The 16,700-nt window shown below is 57.3% G+C and carries 15 protein-coding genes; all 15 read left to right on the top strand.

Going from position 1 to position 16,700, the window contains the following annotated elements:
- Positions 1 to 148 precede the first annotated feature (148 nt).
- The 15 genes from NH14_RS27775 to NH14_RS27705 all read left to right on the top strand — a co-directional run bounded on the left by NH14_RS27775 (position 149) and on the right by NH14_RS27705 (position 16,693).
- Positions 149 to 1,351 (top strand): acyl-CoA dehydrogenase family protein, encoded by a 1,203-nt coding sequence (locus NH14_RS27775; protein WP_052148331.1) that lies wholly within the window; start codon positions 149 to 151, stop codon positions 1,349 to 1,351.
- A gap of 11 nt (positions 1,352 to 1,362) precedes the next feature.
- The gene (locus NH14_RS27770; RefSeq protein ID WP_035530703.1) at positions 1,363 to 3,057 is read left to right on the top strand and encodes an FAD-binding protein; all 1,695 of its coding nucleotides are present in this window, start codon (positions 1,363 to 1,365) and stop codon (positions 3,055 to 3,057) included.
- Between the two features lies 1 nt (position 3,058).
- On the top strand, positions 3,059 to 3,916 hold the full coding sequence (locus NH14_RS27765; RefSeq protein ID WP_035530705.1) for an SDR family NAD(P)-dependent oxidoreductase: 858 nt from the start codon (positions 3,059 to 3,061) through the stop codon (positions 3,914 to 3,916).
- Positions 3,917 to 3,990: 74 nt separating this feature from the next.
- Positions 3,991 to 4,746, top strand: coding sequence for an SDR family oxidoreductase (locus NH14_RS27760; protein ID WP_035530707.1), 756 nt, complete (start codon positions 3,991 to 3,993; stop codon positions 4,744 to 4,746).
- 12 nt (positions 4,747 to 4,758) lie between these two features.
- Positions 4,759 to 5,793 (top strand): ferredoxin--NADP reductase, encoded by a 1,035-nt coding sequence (locus NH14_RS27755; RefSeq protein WP_035530709.1) that lies wholly within the window; start codon positions 4,759 to 4,761, stop codon positions 5,791 to 5,793.
- A 33-nt stretch (positions 5,794 to 5,826) separates the two neighbouring features.
- The gene (locus tag NH14_RS27750; protein WP_035530711.1) at positions 5,827 to 7,401 is read left to right on the top strand and encodes a FadD3 family acyl-CoA ligase; all 1,575 of its coding nucleotides are present in this window, start codon (positions 5,827 to 5,829) and stop codon (positions 7,399 to 7,401) included.
- 349 nt (positions 7,402 to 7,750) lie between these two features.
- The gene (locus NH14_RS27745) at positions 7,751 to 8,863 is read left to right on the top strand and encodes a 3-ketosteroid-9-alpha-monooxygenase, oxygenase component (protein ID WP_052148332.1); all 1,113 of its coding nucleotides are present in this window, start codon (positions 7,751 to 7,753) and stop codon (positions 8,861 to 8,863) included.
- Positions 8,864 to 9,013: 150 nt separating this feature from the next.
- On the top strand, positions 9,014 to 9,919 hold the full coding sequence (locus NH14_RS27740; protein WP_035530713.1) for a VOC family protein: 906 nt from the start codon (positions 9,014 to 9,016) through the stop codon (positions 9,917 to 9,919).
- Positions 9,920 to 9,934: 15 nt separating this feature from the next.
- Positions 9,935 to 10,810 (top strand): CoA transferase subunit A, encoded by an 876-nt coding sequence (locus NH14_RS27735; protein ID WP_035530715.1) that lies wholly within the window; start codon positions 9,935 to 9,937, stop codon positions 10,808 to 10,810.
- Positions 10,811 to 10,823: 13 nt separating this feature from the next.
- Positions 10,824 to 11,645, top strand: a complete 822-nt coding sequence (locus NH14_RS27730; protein WP_052148333.1) for a CoA-transferase subunit beta — start codon at positions 10,824 to 10,826, stop codon at positions 11,643 to 11,645.
- Between the two features lie 42 nt (positions 11,646 to 11,687).
- On the top strand, positions 11,688 to 12,557 hold the full coding sequence (locus tag NH14_RS27725; RefSeq protein ID WP_035530717.1) for an enoyl-CoA hydratase: 870 nt from the start codon (positions 11,688 to 11,690) through the stop codon (positions 12,555 to 12,557).
- Between the two features lie 8 nt (positions 12,558 to 12,565).
- On the top strand, positions 12,566 to 13,660 hold the full coding sequence (locus NH14_RS27720; protein WP_407947193.1) for an NAD(P)H-dependent flavin oxidoreductase: 1,095 nt from the start codon (positions 12,566 to 12,568) through the stop codon (positions 13,658 to 13,660).
- Positions 13,627 to 14,436, top strand: a complete 810-nt coding sequence (locus NH14_RS27715; protein ID WP_237179789.1) for an enoyl-CoA hydratase family protein — start codon at positions 13,627 to 13,629, stop codon at positions 14,434 to 14,436. The genes NH14_RS27720 and NH14_RS27715 overlap by 34 nt, the downstream gene beginning before the upstream one ends.
- Before the next feature lie 18 nt (positions 14,437 to 14,454).
- On the top strand, positions 14,455 to 15,621 hold the full coding sequence (locus NH14_RS27710; RefSeq protein ID WP_035530719.1) for an acyl-CoA dehydrogenase: 1,167 nt from the start codon (positions 14,455 to 14,457) through the stop codon (positions 15,619 to 15,621).
- A 10-nt stretch (positions 15,622 to 15,631) separates the two neighbouring features.
- On the top strand, positions 15,632 to 16,693 hold the full coding sequence (locus NH14_RS27705; protein ID WP_035530721.1) for an acyl-CoA dehydrogenase family protein: 1,062 nt from the start codon (positions 15,632 to 15,634) through the stop codon (positions 16,691 to 16,693).
- Positions 16,694 to 16,700 lie beyond the last annotated feature (7 nt).

The following is a 16,700-nucleotide window of genomic DNA, read 5'->3' as shown; positions in this document are numbered from 1 at the left end:
TAAAAAGACCATGTAGAACTTTCCGCCATTGGTATTTTTCTTAGTCTTTTTGGACGATGCTGGAATGTGCGGTCAGTGCAACCATCCGTTTCAGCGCGGAGCTCACAAGCCCGCATTTCCATTCAAGCAATGACATTGGAGACACGAGATGTCCACTCAGGCCGCGACGAAGAGCGTTATTGTTACCGAGGCGGAACTCGTTCAGCGCGCACGCGATATGGTGCCGAAGTTGATTGAGCGCGCGGAATGGGCTGAACTGGATGCAAAGGTGCCTGACGAGACGATCCGCGAGATGACCGACGCCGGCTTCTTCAGAGTCCTGCAGCCGAGGAGTCACGGTGGCTTCGAGATGTCCCCGCGCACCTTCTACGCGGTGCAGATGACGTTGGCCGAAGGTTGCATGTCCACCGCCTGGGTTTACGGCGTGCTCGGCGTGCATCCGTGGCAGCTCGCGCTTTTCGATCCCAAAGCGCAATCTGACGTCTGGGGCAAGGATGCCGACACGCTCGTCGCTTCGACCTATATGCCAGTCGCGAAAGTTACGCCGGAAGCTGGCGGCTTCCGGATTAGCGGGCGCTGGAGCTTTTCGAGCGGCTGTGAGCACGCAAGCTGGATTTTCTTGGGCGGGATGGTTCCCCCGCAAGCCGAAGGTGGTGCACCCGAATATCGGACCTTCCTGCTGCCTCGAAAAGACTATGAGATCGTCCGCAACTGGAACACGTTCGGTCTCAAAGGGACTGGTAGCCACGACATCGTCGTCGCAGATGTATTCGTGCCAGAATACCGGACGCATCGAACCCGCGACGATTCGCCAGCGGCGCGACCCGGCGCCGGACTCAATAGCGGTCCGCTCTATCGACTGCCTTTCGCACAGGTGTTTACGCGCGCCGTTTCGACTTCGTGTATCGGTGGCCTTCAGGGCGCACTGAACGCGTTTCGCCGTACTGCGGCGAGTCAAGTCAGCCGCAATTTCCTTGGTGCGACTGCCAACGATCCGACGGCGCAACTTGTTGCGGCCGAGGCCGCGTCGGCCGTCGACCAATTGAAGACAACCTTGTTCCGAAATTTCGAAGCGATGATGGATGCCGCCGAAGCGGGCGAGCAGGCAACCGTGGACGATCGCCTGCTCTATCGATTCCAGTCTTCACAGGCGCCGGAAATCTGCGCCCATCATGTCAGCCGTCTTCTGAAATCGTGTGGTGGGTCGGGCATCTACTCGGGACACCCCGTATTGCGATATTTCCTGGACATTCATGCAGGTCGCGCCCACGTAGCCAATTACGCCGACCCGGTCGGGCGCAACTACGGTGGGTTCCTCTGCGGCCTCGAGAACAAAGACATGACGGTGTGACGCGCCAAGCCATGACTGGAAACTTTAACCACGATTACGACGTTGTCATAGTTGGCTCGGGCGCCGGGGCGATGATGACGGCTTGCCGCGCACGCGACAATGGACTATCCGTCCTCATCGTCGAGAAGACCGGACTCTACGGGGGAACGTCGGCCGTATCAGGTGGTGGCATCTGGATACCGAATAACGATCACGTCGCAGCAGGTGGGGGGCAAGACAGTCGGGAGGAGGCGCTGGCCTATTTGCGGGCTGCGACTCTCGGTGAAGTGGATGAGGCACGCCTTGCTGCATACGTCGACGAGGCGCCGAAGATGCTGCGCTACGCGGAGGCCTCGACGCACGTGAAGTACACCGCGAACCCGTACTACGCAGACTACTATCAGAATCTCCCAGGGGCGAAGTTGGGATTCCGTTCGCTCGATGTCTCGACTTTCGACGGACGACGACTGGGCGACGACATCCTGAAGATGCGTGAGACGTCACCGACCATGTTGGCGTTGGGCCGCGTCAGTATGAGTACCCCGGAAGCGATCGTGCTGCTCTCACGCGCGCCAGGCTGGAAGAAGGAAGCGCTTCGCCTGTTCAAGCGCTATGCGCTGGATCTGCCATGGCGGTTGCGCAGTCGCCGAGACCGGCGTCTGAACATGGGGGCTGCGCTGATCGGTGCGCTGCGTCTGTCGATGATGGATCGCAACATTCCGCTTTGGCTGAATGCGCCGATGCGCTCGCTGATTAGCACTGCGAGCGGGGTAGCCGGGATCGTAGTGCAGCGAGAAGGCAGAGACGTTCGCATTCGCGCAAGAAAGGCAGTCGTTCTGGCATCGGGGGGATTCGAGCGCAATCAGCAGATGCGTGAAAAGTATCTCCCGCAGCCGACCCAGAGCGAGTGGACCGGCGCTCCACCATGTAATACCGGCGATGCGATTATTGCCGGCATGGATATTGGCGCTGCCGTTGGCAACATGCAGCACGCATGGTGGACTCCGACGGTGCGGGTTCCGGGCGAGGAGAAGCAGCGCGGACTGTTTTCCGAGCGCGCATTGCCAGGCTGCATTGTCGTGAACCGGCTCGGGAAGCGATTCGCCAACGAGGCTCAGGATTATCTGGACTTTGTTCTCGCGATGTACGAGGACCATAAGAACACCGGTGCAAACCTGCCTGCCTGGATGATCTTCGACGCCCGATTCCGTCGCAAATACAACGCCGGACCGCTGGTGTCGAGCTCGGTGATGCCCGACATCTGCCATCCGCGCAGTTGGCGCAACAAGGTCTATTTTCGGGGCGATACGCTGGAAGCTCTGGCGGAGCAGATTAATGTCGACGCGGCGACACTGGTGCAGACGGTTCAGCGTTTCAACGGCTACGCCTCCACGGGAATCGATCTCGAATTCAACAAGGGTGGAAACGCCTACGACACCTTTTACGGCGATCCTTCGGTCAAGCCGAATCCGTGTCTCGGCCCGCTGAGTCAAGGACCGTATTACGCGTTGCCGCTCGACGCGGGGGATATCGGTACTAAGGGCGGACTGTTGACCGACGGCCAGGCGAGGGTACTGGACGAGCGCGGTGAGCCCATCCGTGGGATGTACGCGATCGGTAACACCACGGCGTCGGTCACGGGGCCGTCGTATCCGGGCGCAGGTGCAACACTCGGGCCGGCGATGACCTTCGGGTTTATCGCTGCAAATCACATAGCGGGGATTTGAAATGCTGACGGGACGCGTATGTGTAGTTACCGGTGCGAGCCGGGGTGTAGGGCGTGGCGTAGCACTGGGATTAGGCCGGGCGGGTGCGACGGTTTACGTGACAGGCCGTACCGCCAACCATGGTGGAAATCCGTTGCCTGGTACCGTCTATGAGACAGCGGAGGCGGTGACGCTCGCAGGCGGGAAGGGCATTCCAGTTCTCTGCGATCACGGCGACGACGAACAGGTACGTGCGTTGTTCGATCGTGTCGCAAGTGAATCTGGCCGCCTCGACGTGCTTGTCAATTGCGCCATCGCTATACCGGATGGACTGACCGATGTCGCGCCATTCTGGAAAAAGTCGTTGAAGATGACCGACCTGTTTGGTGTCGGCATGCGTTCGACGTATGTGGCGAGCTATTACGGCGCTCCTCTCATGGTGAAGTCTGGCGGCGGCCTGATCGTGAACATCTCGTCGGCTGGCGGCCGCTGCTATATGCATGGCCCCGCTTATGGTGCGGCGAAGGCCGCCACGGACAAGATGTCGTTCGATATGGCCCACGATTTGCGTACTAGCAATGTGGCAGTTGTGGCGTTGTGGCCTGGTCTCGTGAAGACGGAGCGGACAATGGCAGTCTGCACCGCAGAACCGGAAAAGTACGGCGCTTGGCTCGAGCACGGTGAATCTCCGGAGTTCCAGGGGCGCGTGATTGCCGCCTTGTTTGCCGATGCAGAACGTATGGTGCGTTCCGGCAACGTGTTCTACGGCGCAGAGCTCGCGCTCGAGTACGATGTCAGGGACGTAGACGGGCGCACGCCGCCTTCGCACCGGCCGATGCTCGGAGACCCGCCGGTGTTTTCATCGGCCGTCGTCGAATAGCTTTCGGGCTTGATCGCGACGCAGGCCGTCGACCGATGATTGGCGGTGAACAGAATATTAAGGAGACAGCCAGAATGGATCGGGTAGTGGGCAAAGTGGTGTTTATCACCGGCGCTGCTAGCGGAGTCGGGCGCGAGACCGCCCGCAAGGTGGTGGAGAACGGCGGCAAAGCGGTTGTCGCTGATGTCAATGAGGAGGCTGGCCGTGCGGTCGCTGAAGAGCTTGGAGCGGCGGCTCACTTCGTCAAGCTTGACGTCTCAGACGACGCAAATTGGCAAACGGCACTGGCGGCAGCTGTTGATCATTTTGGGCGCATTGACGGCCTCGTGAACAACGCAGGCATCTGCCGAACGGAATCGATCGAAGACACGACGCTTGAACTGTTTCGCAAGACCATGCAGATCAACGCTGAGGGGACGTTTCTCGGCTGCAAATATGGTATTGCGCACATGAAGCAGACGGGTGGCGGCGCCATCGTGAATCTGTCTTCCACCGCTGCGTTGGTTGGGCACAGTGGCATGGCCGCCTATACGGCATCGAAGGGTGCGGTGACGGCGTTAACGCGCAACGTCGCGACGAATTGTCGCCAAAAGGGGTACCGGATTCGCTGTAATTCCGTTCATCCAGCGGGCATTCGGACGCCGATGACGGTCGACATTTTCGGCGACATCGATCCGACGCTCACCAACCTCGACGATAACCCCCAGTCGAGCATTTGCGAACCGGGCGACGTTGCGAGCGTCATCCTTTTCCTGCTTTCCGACGAGTCGCGTTTTATCAACGGCGCCGAGCTGCGGGTAGACAACGCCTTTTTGATTTCCATCGCTTGAGTACGTTTTGTGATGAATGCTTCGGCTTACCATTCGTTGCGCGTAAGCGCAGTCGTTGAGGAAACTCCGGACGCTAAATCGTTCGTGCTGGAAGTTCCGGCAGAGAAATCAACTGCGTTCCAGTATCGCATGGGGCAATTTCTCACGTTGCGATTGCCTATCGACGACCGCAATGTACTGCGTTGCTATTCCTTGGCAAGTTCGCCTCTTGAGGACGAACCGTTACGGATTACAGTAAAGCGCGTAGCGGGCGGCCGTGCATCTAACTGGCTGTGCGATAACGTGCGCGCCGGCGACCAACTCAACGTAATGAAACCGGCGGGCATCTTTTCGCCAAAATCGCTTGAGGGCGACTTTTTGATGTTCGGCGGCGGAAGCGGTATCACACCCCTGATGTCGATCGTACGTTCCGTGTTGAGTGCGGGCAACGGCAGAATCTGCTTGCTCTACGCGAACCGCGACGAACGGTCGATTATCTTCCGCGAAGAGTTGCAGTCGTTGGCGCGACGATATCCGTCACGGCTTCAAGTCGTGCATTGGCTTGATTCGGTGCAAGGGATCCCTGCTGTAGAGCAGCTCGCGAATATTGCGCAACCGTGGCGACGCGCCAACTGCTTCATTTGCGGCCCAGCTTCTTTTATGGACGCGGCGGTTCAAGCCATGGAGTCGATCGACGCTGACCCTGCGCGCGTCCATGTGGAGCGCTTCGTTTCGCTGCCAGATGAGACATCGGAAGAGCAGGCAGCCAGCGTAGTCTCCGACGACGCGGCATCACTAGAGGTCAAAGTGCATCTCGACGGCGTCGCTTACACAGTGGCCTGTGGCAGTGACGAGACGATTCTTGATGCGATGTTGCGCGGTGGGGTCGATGCGCCATATTCGTGCCGATCAGGCGCCTGTGCGACCTGCATGTGCGTGGTCGCGAGCGGAGCAGTGCGTATGAAACGCAACGAGGTGCTCGACGACCGCGAGATCGAGCAAGGTTGGACATTGGCCTGTCAGGCCGTGGCGGAAAGCGAAGACGTCGTAGTACGTTTTCCGGAATAAGTCATACAGAATTGCCTTAGGATCGATACGAGAATGACCAGTCTTCCGCCCATCATCACGATTCCGCGCCTCCTGGCGTCAACGGCCAGTCGTTATCCCGATCGCATTGCGATCAAGGAGAATGAAATAAGCGTAACGTATGAAGCGCTGCACCAGCAGGCGCTCACGGCGTGTCGCGCGTTGATGGCAAGCGGAGTAGAAAAAGGCGATCGGGTAGCGATCTGGGCCCCGAACACCTCGACGTGGATCGTCGCGGCGCTGGCTATTCACTGTGCAGGCGGCGCGCTTGTGCCGCTCAATACGCGGATGCGCGGTTCGGAAGCGGGTTATGTTCTTGCCTCGAGCGGCGCGCGTGTTCTGTTTAGTGTGGGAAATTTCCTCGGCAGCTACTATCCAAGTCTGCTCAAAGGGCACGAGCCAGAAACTCTTGAGCGAATCGTCGTGCTCGACGAAGCTCGAGAAGAGGACGTCAGTTGGCAGCGTTTCCTTGAGTCGGCCGAGCGGGTGTCGATTGGTGAGGCGACTGCACGTGCGGAAGCGGTATTGCCGGATGACCTGTCGGACATCATGTTTACGTCGGGCACCACGGGACACCCTAAAGGGGTAATGACAGGGCACTCGCAGAATTTGCGTGCCATCGCCGGCTGGGCCGACGCAATGGAACTCACGGAAAGCGACCGCTACCTGATCGTCAATCCGTTCTTCCATGCGATGGGCTACAAGGCGGGCTGGCTCGCAGCTTTGATGCGAGGGGCCACGATTCTTCCACAACAGGTGTTCGATACGTCCAAAGTGCTGGAAACAATCGAGCAGGAACGGATTACGGTGTTTCCCGGGCCGCCGACCATTTTCCATAGCTTGCTCGCCGATCCGCGCTTGTCCAACATCGATTTGTCGAGCTTGCGTGCCACGATTACCGGATCCACGACCATTCCACCGACGTTGATCGAGCGGATGCGAAGCGAACTCGGATTTTCTATCGTGTTGACAGGATATGGCTTGACAGAGTCGTGCGGATTCGCGACCTTGAGCCAATCAACGGATCCACCCGAGACAGTGGCGAGCACGTGCGGGCGCGTTATGCCGGGTATGGAACTCAAACTTGTCGATGCACTTGGAAATGTCGTGCCTCCAGGCTCGGAGGGCGAGGTGTGTCTACGAGGCTACAACGTAATGAAGGGGTATCAGAACAACACGACTGCTACGGCTGAAGCGGTCGATGACGAGGGATGGCTGCATACGGGCGACGTTGGTATCCTCGACGAGCGGGGTTACTTGAGGATCACGGATCGCCTGAAGGACATGTTTATCGTCGGCGGATTCAATTGTTATCCGGCTGAGATCGAGAGGATCGCTTCTTCGCATCCGGCGATTTCTCAGATTGCAATTGTCGGCGTTCCGGATGAAAGAATGGGCGAGGTCGGCCGCGCGTTCGTCGTATTGCGACCTGAAAATGACGTGTCCGCCACGGAATTCATCGCTTGGTGCAGGGACAACATGGCCAATTACAAAGTCCCGCGCCACGTTTCATTTGTTGATGCCCTGCCAACCAATCCATCGGGGAAGGTTCTTAAACGCGATTTAAGATTGCTTCCGCTGACTAGCTAGCACTAATTGGGGTAGGTACTCATCACTCCGCCTGTGATGGGCTGTCCTCATTCAAGCGAGAAGCCTTCGCGCCCGCTACGCGGGTTGCTATGTTGTGTGTCGAACGGACGTTGCGTTGCAAAAGCTAGGGTATTCCCGTGGCTTAGTCCTGCCATTTCACCAGTAGGTAGCGTCCCGCCCTAGTCCAAAGTGACGATGCTGGATTGGCCGAGCCAGCGAACAATTCCTTGCGTGTAGATGACGGACGCTCGCAGCGCCGCATGGCGTCAAAGAGGAGCGGCGCTGAGCCCGTTGTCGCCCAGCCCGCGCCGGCGGGCGCCAAACACAAGACCAACGCAAGGAGCGACTCATGACAGCTGTGCATCAACTCGAGAAGTTGCCACTTCAAAAGATTAAGGCTGGCCCGTTGCCGGACCGGTATGCGCGAGGCTGGCACTGCCTCGGATTGGCGAAGCAATACGCCGACGGAAAGGTTCATTCGATCAAGGCGTTCGGGACGAAGCTAATTGCCTTCCGAGGCGAGGACGGGAAAATCAGCGTGCTGGACGGCTATTGCCCTCATATGGGGGCGGATCTCAGTCTCGGCTGCGTAGAGGGCAACACCGTCACGTGTGCGTTTCACCACTGGAAGTGGGCCAGTGATGGCGCGTGCACCGAAATTCCGTACGCCAAACGCATTCCGCCCAAAGCGCGCCTCAAGGTTTGGCCGGTATTGGAGCAGAACCAGCTCCTGTTCGTGTGGAACGACCCAGAAGGTAATCCGCCGGACCCGCGCGTCGAGATTCCTCGCATTAACGCGTGCTTCTCCGACCAATGGACTGACTGGAAAATCGTGAACTGGCGGATCGCCACGAATGTCCGGGAACTCGTCGACAACCTGGCTGACATGGCGCACTTCGGCCCGGTTCACGGCCAGAAAATCGATTATTTTGCAAATGTATTTGACGGCCACGTCGGCTACCAGATGGCGCGGGGCGGTCATGAAACGTTGTCCGACGGTGAGCTTGTGGCCGATGATGCGTATTTTGGCCCTGCGTATCACATCACCCGGATGAGCGCGAACGTCGGCGGCAACGTGCTCAACTCGATTCTGCTGAACTGTCACGTCCCCATCGACCAGAATAATTTCGAACTACGATTTGGCGTCATCGTCGAGAAGAATCCCGATCTCAGCGACGAGGAAAACGAAAAGATCGCAGACGGATATATCGAGCTAACTCAAAACGCGTTTCGACAGGATGTCGAGATTTGGGATAGCAAGACGCGTGTCGATAATCCGCTCCTGTGCGATGGAGACGGACCGGTGTATCAATTGCGTGAATGGTATTCGCAGTTTTACACGGACGTTGAAAATGTGAAGCCCGTTCCCCGGAAAATCTTCGAATGGCGTCGCAGCGAAGGTGTATGGCGGCAACGCGAAGATATGCCGCCGGAAGCAGAAAGCCAACTCTACCAGATCTGAGAGCGCCTTACTGCCGCCGCCGTAGCCGGCGGCGGGCAAGGGTGCGTCCTAACCTCATCTTGCTGTACACCGGTAGTCTCATTGGACGATGTGGTACACCACCGGGCGGCAGATAATGGATTCAACCAAAGATTTAGCTGGGGAAGGCGAATGATTGATATTCGAGGGCTGGCCTATATCGTTGTAGAAGCATCGGACACCGATAAGTGGAAGCATTTTGGCGAACAGGTCATGGGATGCATGGCAACTGATGCGCCTGATCGCGGGCTATATCTAAAAATGGATGCCCGGCCTTATCGGTATTTGATTGTACACGGACAACACGACAAATACCTCGCATCGGGTTGGGAGGTTTTAACTCAATGTGCGTTCGATGAAGCGGTGGTCGAACTGAATCGTGCCGGAGTCGAAATCATGCCAGCCTCGCCGGAGGAACTCGCCGCACGTAAATTTCAGAACATGGTGTGGTTTTTCGACCCGTCGGGGAACCGCCACGAAATCGTTTGGGGATGTCAATCGGATTTCGTTCGATTCGATTCACCTGTCGGCGTCCCAGAGTTTGTCACTGGCGAACTCGGATTGGGTCATACCGTTCTGTCCGCGCCGAAGTTCGATGAAACGTGGACTTTTTTTCGAGATGTCATGGGATTCGGGCTTTCGGATATCTATCGACACCAAGCCGGCGCCGACAAAGAAGTCCAGCGCCTCCACTTCACACACTGCAATAACGGGCGGCAACACAGCCTCGCATTATTTGAGGCACCGCATCCGCCAAGCGGTTGTGTGCATGTGATGGCCGAGGTCAGTTCGATGACAGAAGTTGGTCGTGCGCTCGATCGCTGTGCGCGTCACGGCGTCAAGCTCATGGCGAGTCTTGGGCAGCACGTTAACGATGAAGTGATTTCATTCTACGTGCTCACACCTGGCGGATTCGCTCTGGAGTATGGCTACGGTGGCTTGGTCGTCGATTGGGAGAAGCACTCTGTGTTTGAGGCGACCTCTATTAGCCACTGGGGCCACGATTGGAGCCTCGGTCTCGCAGATTCCGCTCACTAACCCGACGTATCCAACATGAACAAGCAGATTTCAGCAGAGCAGGTTGTCGCGCAGTTGTGCGATGGGATGACTATCGGTATTGGCGGCTGGGGCCCGCGCCGCAAGCCGATGTCGCTGGTACGCGAAATCCTACGCTCCGATCTCCGCGATCTGAAGATTGTGTCGTACGGCGGTCCGGAAGTAGGGATGCTGTGTGCCGCACGTAAGGTGCGCGAACTCGTGTACGGCTTCGTCACAATGGATGCAATTCCACTCGAACCTTATTTCCGGAAGGCGCGTGAAGCTGGCGAAATCAAAGTCACGGAATATGACGAAGGTATGTTCGAGTGGGGGCTGCGTGCGGCCGGGATGAGAATGTCGTTCCTTCCGACGCGTTGTGGATTGGCGACCGACGTTATTGCGCGAAACGTGGAGTTGAAAACAATCAGGTCTCCATATGAAGACGGTGAAGTATACGTCGCGATGCCAGCGCTAAAGCTCGACGTTGCTCTGTTGCACGTCAACGAATCAGACCGTCTTGGAAATACCCTGATCAATAGTGCTGACCCGCTCTTTGACCATCTGTTCGCGCGGGCCGCAGACCAGTGCTTCATCAGCACGGATATTCTCCACGATCGCCTGGAGTTGGACGAGGATTCGGCGCGACGCAACTTCTTCGAGCGGTATCTGGTGAAAGGTGTTGTGCATGCGCAGTACGGCGCGCACCCCACTTACAGCGGTCCTGACTATGGCTGGGACATCGCGCACCTTAAACGCTACAGTGCGTCCGCCTCGGAATCTGGTGGATGGGATGCCTATCGCGGCGAGTACATTGAATGTGGCGAAGCGGAATACCTGAAGAAAGTCGGCGGAGCAGAAAAGATCGCTCAGTTGCCGCTTCCGATCTTTTAAGCGAGACGCACTAATGACACCAATCGAATCACAAACGGACGCGGTCGTGGATTGCGCATTTTCGCTCGCGGAACTGCTAATTGTCGCAGCGTCCGAGGCATGGCGCGAAAACGGCGAGGTCCTCGCCTCCGGAATCGGGGTCATTCCGAGACTCGGTGCAAGTTTGGCGAAGGTGACTCACAGCCCAGAACTGTTGATGACTGACAGTGAGACATTTCTGGTTGAAGAGCCGATTCCACTCGGGCCGCGTGGTGACTATCGAGCCAAATATTCGGGCTATATGTCGTTCGAGCGTGTCTTCGAATGCGTTTGGGGAGGGCGTCGACACGCCATGATTGGTCCTACCCAGATCGACCGTTACGGCCAGACCAATTTGTCTGCGGTTGGCGACTATGACAAGCCGAAAAGTGCGATTCTCGGAATGCGTGGATTGCCGGGAAACAGCATTAACCACGCCAATTCGTTCTTTATTCCTAATCACAACCCACGGGTGTTCGTCTCGGACGAAGTGGACGTGGTATGTGGAGTTGGCTACAACAAGGAACGTTGGCCAGTGGGCGTCAGAAGCGATTTTGTCGACCTCAAGTTCATCGTGACGGATCTCTGCGTAATGGACTTCCTCGGACCGGAACATGGAATCAGGGTGAAGTCCCTGCACCCGGGCGTGAAATTTGAGGACGTGGAATCTGCGACTGGATTCCCGGTTCTTCGGGCAGGAGATTGCATGGAGACCCCAGCCCCCACATCAGAGCAACTCGATATTATCCGACGCCTTGACCCCCACAATCTTCGTGCGACGGCAATCAAGGGTAATCCGGCAGGAATTCGCGCGTAAGCGCGGAAGCGTAATTCACTTCAAAATTTCGGACTGTACGTTATGACGATTCAGCAAATTGACGACGTGGTGTTGTACGAGACGAAGGACGGCATCGCGACGATAACGATGCATCGTCCGGAGTTTCATAACGCCCAAAACTCCCGCATGACTTATGCGCTTGATCAGGCATTTAAGCAGGCCGCCTATGACGATGAAGTGAAGGTGATCGTCCTGCGGGGTTCCGGAAAACACTTTTCGGCCGGGCACGATATCGGTACCCCGGGACGCGATGTCGGGATCAGCTTCGAGCGTGAATCGCTTTGGTACGACCATGTGGGCAAACCGGGCGGTGAATTCCTGTACGCGCGTGAGCAAGAGGTCTATCTCGGTATGTGTCGCCGCTGGCGAGAGTTGCCGAAGCCGACCATTGCGATGGTTCACGGGGCCTGTATTGCCGGCGGCCTCATGCTCGCATGGGTGTGCGATTTGATCGTCGCTTCGGACGACGCATACTTCGCGGATCCCGTCGTTCGCATGGGCATCCCAGGTGTCGAGTACTTCGCGCATCCCTTCGAAATGCACTCGCGTATCGCAAAAGAGTTCCTGTTTCTCGGCGAGCGCATGGGGGCGCAGCGTGGGTATGAGGTCGGAATGGTAAACCGAGTGGTCCCGCGTGAACGCCTCGAAGACGAAACGTATGCCATCGCGGGACGCATCGGAAAGATGCCGCGTTTGGGTCTGGCGCTAACGAAACAGGCCGTCAACCATACCGAAGATCTGCGCGGAAAGCGGACAGCGATGGATGCCGTATTCGCCTGGCACCACTTCGCACACGCACATAACGAATTGGTTTCCGGCGACAAGCTCGGTGGATATGACGCTAAAGCGATGGCCAATTCGCAGCGAGACAAAAAAGTGGTTGAAAAATGAGTCCTGCGATGCGTACGCCGCTGTGTGACAAGCTTGGTTGCCGGTTTCCCATTGTTCAGACGGCGATGGGTTGGGTGGCGGACGCGAATCTCGTCGCTGCGACTTGCAACGCAGGAGGTTTTGGCTTTCTCGCCGCCGCCACGATTCCCTCCGCACGGCTTGAATCAGAAATACAGAAAGTTCTTCTGCAAACAGATCAACCGTTTGGCTTGAACTTTCATATGTTTCAACCGAACGCAGCTGAGGTCGTGGAGCTTGCCATTCGGTACAAGGTGCGAGCGGTTAGCTACGGACGGGGCCCTGATAGGGCAACGATTGAGCGGTTCAAAGCTGCGGGCATCGTCTGTATGCCGACTGTCGGCGGTGTAAGACATGCCATCAAGGCGGTTGAGTTGGGAGCCGACGTCGTGACGGTTCAGGGCGCGGAAGGCGGTGGCCATACGGGAGGCGTCCCCACGACCATCCTGCTCCCGCAGGTGCTGGATGCAGTGGCCGTACCAGTGGTTGCAGCAGGTGGCTATTGTGATGGTAGGGGGCTGGCATCGGCACTTGCCGCTGGTGCGGTTGGTGTTGCTATGGGCACACGGTTCCTCATGACCGAAGAGTCACCGGTTCCACCTGCGACGCTTGGCCGCTATCTCGCGGTAAGCGACGCAGCAAGCATTCGCGTGTCACGGGCGATAGACGGGTTACCCCAGCGCGTCATCGAAAATCCGCTGCTACTCGAGCTGGAGCGCAAGAACAGAATTATGGGAGTTTGGCACGCCATCGAAAGTTCGGTTCGGTGGAAAGTTCGAGGCGGTTTAACGTGGCGTGAATGGATATCCGTTGCGTCTGAAGCATTGCGTGCAACGAGGCGTGGGGAGATTTCAATAAATGAGGCGCTGCAAGCAGCGAACGCCGTGCAGCTGATCCAAAAAGCCATGGTAGACGGAATGCCTGAGGCAGGAGTCCTACCCAGCGGGCAAGTTGCGTCCCGGATAGAAAGCTTGCCAAGTTGCTCTGACCTTGTGAACGAGATTATTGAAGAGGCATGTGAGTGCCTTAATCGGATGTTGGAGAGAACCTCATGGCGATGCGAGGCGAGGGAGGCCGTGTGTTAGGTAAAACTGGCAAGCCGTTTGAGATTGCGGTTATCGACGGGGTCGCTGAATTGACAATCTGCAACCCGCCGGTGAATGCACTCAATAGTGAAGGGTGGGCAAGCCTTGCTCTTGCTATTGAGGCTTTGGGTTCGGACGTAGATGTGAACGTAATCATAGTCCGAGCTGAGGGAAAAGGCTTTTGCGCCGGAGTCGATATCAAAGAACTGGCGGCCGATTCCTCGCTGATTCAGAAGGTCAACGCTGGCAACTACGCGACATTTCGTGCAGTTCACCGGTGCCCGGTGCCGGTCATTGCGGCGGTACACGGGTTCGTATTGGGTGGAGGCATTGGAATCGCCGGAGCAGCTGACATTGTAGTTGCGTCGGAATGCGCAACGTTTGGTGTGCCGGAAGTTGATCGTGGTGCTATGGGTGGCGGTGCACATCTGCAACGCCTCTTTCCAGTGCAGAAGGTGCGCTACATGTACTTTACCGGCGATTCCATTAACGCGGCCGAAGCTTGGCGTCTTGGCGCGGTGGAAAAGGTTGTGCCGATATCGGAGCTCAGGGATACGGCACTTGCCATTGCCCGAAAGATTGCGAAGAAGAGTCCGGCGATGATCCGAATCGCGAAGGAATCTCTCAACGGTGTCGAAGATGGCAATCTCGAGGATAAGTACCGATGGGAACAGGGGTTCACCTTGCAGGCGTATATGAGTCCGGACTCGGATGAGACGAGGAAGGCGTTTGTCGAAAAGCGCGATGCAAGTTTCAGCGCCGCTGAGGAACGTTGACTGTACGGTGAGGGCAGAATGAAACTTGAGTATACCGATAAGCAAAAATCCTTCCGGCTCGAGGTGCGCCAGTGGCTGAAGGAGCACGTGCCGACTGAGCCGTTGGAGAGCTTCGATACTGAGAAGGGGTTCCAGCAACACAGGCAATGGGAACGTCGGCTCAACACCGGCCGATGGAGCAGCGTGACATGGCCGGTGGAATTGGGAGGCCGTGGCTGTGACCTCGTCGAATGGCTGATCTTCGAGGAGGAATATTGGCGTGCTGGGGCACCGATGCGTGTGAACCAGAATGGGGTGTTTCTTCTCGGTCCGACACTGATGGAATTTGGGTCCGAAGCGCAGAAGAAGCGCTTTCTCCCCGGCATGGCGTCCGGTGAAGAGATTTGGGCGCAAGGTTGGTCAGAACCGGGTGCGGGTTCGGACATGGCGGCTATCCGGACGACCGCGACGCGCGTGGGAGACCACTATTTAATAAACGGGCAGAAGACCTGGTCAACGCGTGCCGTATGGGCCGACTGGCTATTCGGCTTGTTTCGTAGCGAACCAGAATCGCAGCGCCATCACGGTTTGACGTTCCTGTTGGTACCGCTCAGGACGCCCGGCATCACGGTCCGACCGATTCGACAACTCAACGGCTTGCCAGGTTTCGCCGAGATATTTTTCGATGACGTACGCGTTCCCGTCGAAAACCGAATCGGGAATGATGGCGCCGGCTGGCAGGTCGCAATGTCGACGGCTGGATTCGAACGAGGGCTCATGTTGCGTTCTCCTGCGCGCTTTCAGGCGACGGCAAAGGCGCTTGTGAACCTCTATAAGCAAAATCGAGCGGAAGCGGATCGAGATCCGGCGATTCGAGACGCGGTTTTGCGCGCGTGGATGGAGGCGGAAGCCTACACGCTTTCGACGTACAAGACGGCATCCAGTCTGATGAACGGTGGACATATCGGCGCCGAGTCGAGTACGAACAAGATTTTCTGGTCCGAACTTGATCAGAGAATGCACGACACGGCACTCCAGATTCTTGGCGCCCGAGCGGAATTGCTCCCGGATTCGCCGAATGCGGGCGCAGTGGGTCATTGGCTCGACGGATATCTGTTTTCACTGGCTGGCTCAATCTACGCGGGCACGAATGAGATTCAGCGGAACATCATCGCCGAGCGGATGCTCGGAATGCCGCGTTCGTGAGGAGATAAAAATGGATTTCACGTTCACACGCGACCAGACGGCATTCCGCGACGCAATGCGAAGCTTCTTTTTGGTCGAAGCCGCACCTGAGTTGCTGCGAGAGATGTGGGACACGGATGGGAGCGCGCCCGAGCTGACCGCAAAATGTGCTCAACAAGGCATTACTGGTTTGTCAGTGGGTGAGAGCTTCGGGGGGCTGGGTCTTGGCGACGTTGATTGGGTGCTCATCCTTGAAGAGTTGGGATACTTCGCTATTCCGGACTCGCTGTGCGATACGGCATATATCGCGGCCGGGTTGATCTCCGCGCTCCCTGAGCATGAGTCCTTTAAGGCCGAGTGGCTGCCTCGCATCGCCGAGGGTTCGGCTCGAATTGCAGTAGGCCACCCCGAAAACCGTTTGGTAGCCGACGCTCATCTGGCCGATCTACTTCTATTGGGTCATCAAAACGAGGTCCACGCGGTTCGACGAGACGAAGTCACGCTCGTGGCAAATACGAGCGTTGATCCTTCGCGTCGCCTCTATGGCGTTGACTGGATCCCGAAGTCGTCGACTTGTTTAGCAAATTCGACGATTGGTGGCGACCTATGGCTCGCTGCACTTGACAGGGGAACGCTGGCGACAGCGGCTCAACTCGTGGGTTTGGCCAGCCGCATGCTGGATCTCGCGATTGACTATACCGCTCAGAGAAAGCAGTTCGGCAAGCCAATCGGGTCGTTTCAGGCAATCAAACACTTGCTTGCCGATGTCGCAGTCAAGATCGAGTTCGCTAAACCTCACGTGTTTCGAGCTGCGCATGCTCTAGCTCATGGACACGCTGAACGGGGTACGTATCTGTCGTCCGCGAAGCTGGCAGCATCGGAGGCTGCCTCGCTCGCGTCCCGAAACGGAATTCAGGTTCACGGTGCGATGGGTTACACCTGGGAACTCGACCTGCAAATGTACATGAAGCGTGCATTGGCACTCAGCGCGTCTTGGGGCGATCGCGCCTTCCATAAAAATCGCGTGGCCGAATTTGTGTTCCGCGAGTCGGCGCCCCTTGGCCCTGGTAACACTTTCAACTTTAACGACTGAGGTAACA

It is taken from the genome of Paraburkholderia sacchari (assembly GCF_000785435.2).
Lineage (GTDB): Bacteria > Pseudomonadota > Gammaproteobacteria > Burkholderiales > Burkholderiaceae > Paraburkholderia > Paraburkholderia sacchari.
This window is presented reverse-complemented; position numbering and strand designations above follow the sequence as displayed.

Bases quoted from the DNA above. Each gene is read 5' to 3' on its own strand.
- NH14_RS27775 (WP_052148331.1), top strand. From the start codon at position 149: ATGTCCACTCAGGCCGCGACGAAGAGCGTTATTGTTACCGAGGCGGAA.
- NH14_RS27710 (WP_035530719.1), top strand. From the start codon at position 14,455: ATGAAACTTGAGTATACCGATAAGCAAAAATCCTTCCGGCTCGAGGTG.
- NH14_RS27730 (WP_052148333.1), top strand. From the start codon at position 10,824: ATGACACCAATCGAATCACAAACGGACGCGGTCGTGGATTGCGCATTT.
- NH14_RS27750 (WP_035530711.1), top strand. From the start codon at position 5,827: ATGACCAGTCTTCCGCCCATCATCACGATTCCGCGCCTCCTGGCGTCA.
- NH14_RS27740 (WP_035530713.1), top strand. From the start codon at position 9,014: ATGATTGATATTCGAGGGCTGGCCTATATCGTTGTAGAAGCATCGGAC.
- NH14_RS27715 (WP_237179789.1), top strand. From the start codon at position 13,627: ATGGCGATGCGAGGCGAGGGAGGCCGTGTGTTAGGTAAAACTGGCAAG.
- NH14_RS27745 (WP_052148332.1), top strand. From the start codon at position 7,751: ATGACAGCTGTGCATCAACTCGAGAAGTTGCCACTTCAAAAGATTAAG.
- NH14_RS27770 (WP_035530703.1), top strand. From the start codon at position 1,363: ATGACTGGAAACTTTAACCACGATTACGACGTTGTCATAGTTGGCTCG.
- NH14_RS27735 (WP_035530715.1), top strand. From the start codon at position 9,935: ATGAACAAGCAGATTTCAGCAGAGCAGGTTGTCGCGCAGTTGTGCGAT.
- NH14_RS27755 (WP_035530709.1), top strand. From the start codon at position 4,759: ATGAATGCTTCGGCTTACCATTCGTTGCGCGTAAGCGCAGTCGTTGAG.
- NH14_RS27725 (WP_035530717.1), top strand. From the start codon at position 11,688: ATGACGATTCAGCAAATTGACGACGTGGTGTTGTACGAGACGAAGGAC.
- NH14_RS27705 (WP_035530721.1), top strand. From the start codon at position 15,632: ATGGATTTCACGTTCACACGCGACCAGACGGCATTCCGCGACGCAATG.
- NH14_RS27765 (WP_035530705.1), top strand. From the start codon at position 3,059: ATGCTGACGGGACGCGTATGTGTAGTTACCGGTGCGAGCCGGGGTGTA.
- NH14_RS27760 (WP_035530707.1), top strand. From the start codon at position 3,991: ATGGATCGGGTAGTGGGCAAAGTGGTGTTTATCACCGGCGCTGCTAGC.
- NH14_RS27720 (WP_407947193.1), top strand. From the start codon at position 12,566: ATGCGTACGCCGCTGTGTGACAAGCTTGGTTGCCGGTTTCCCATTGTT.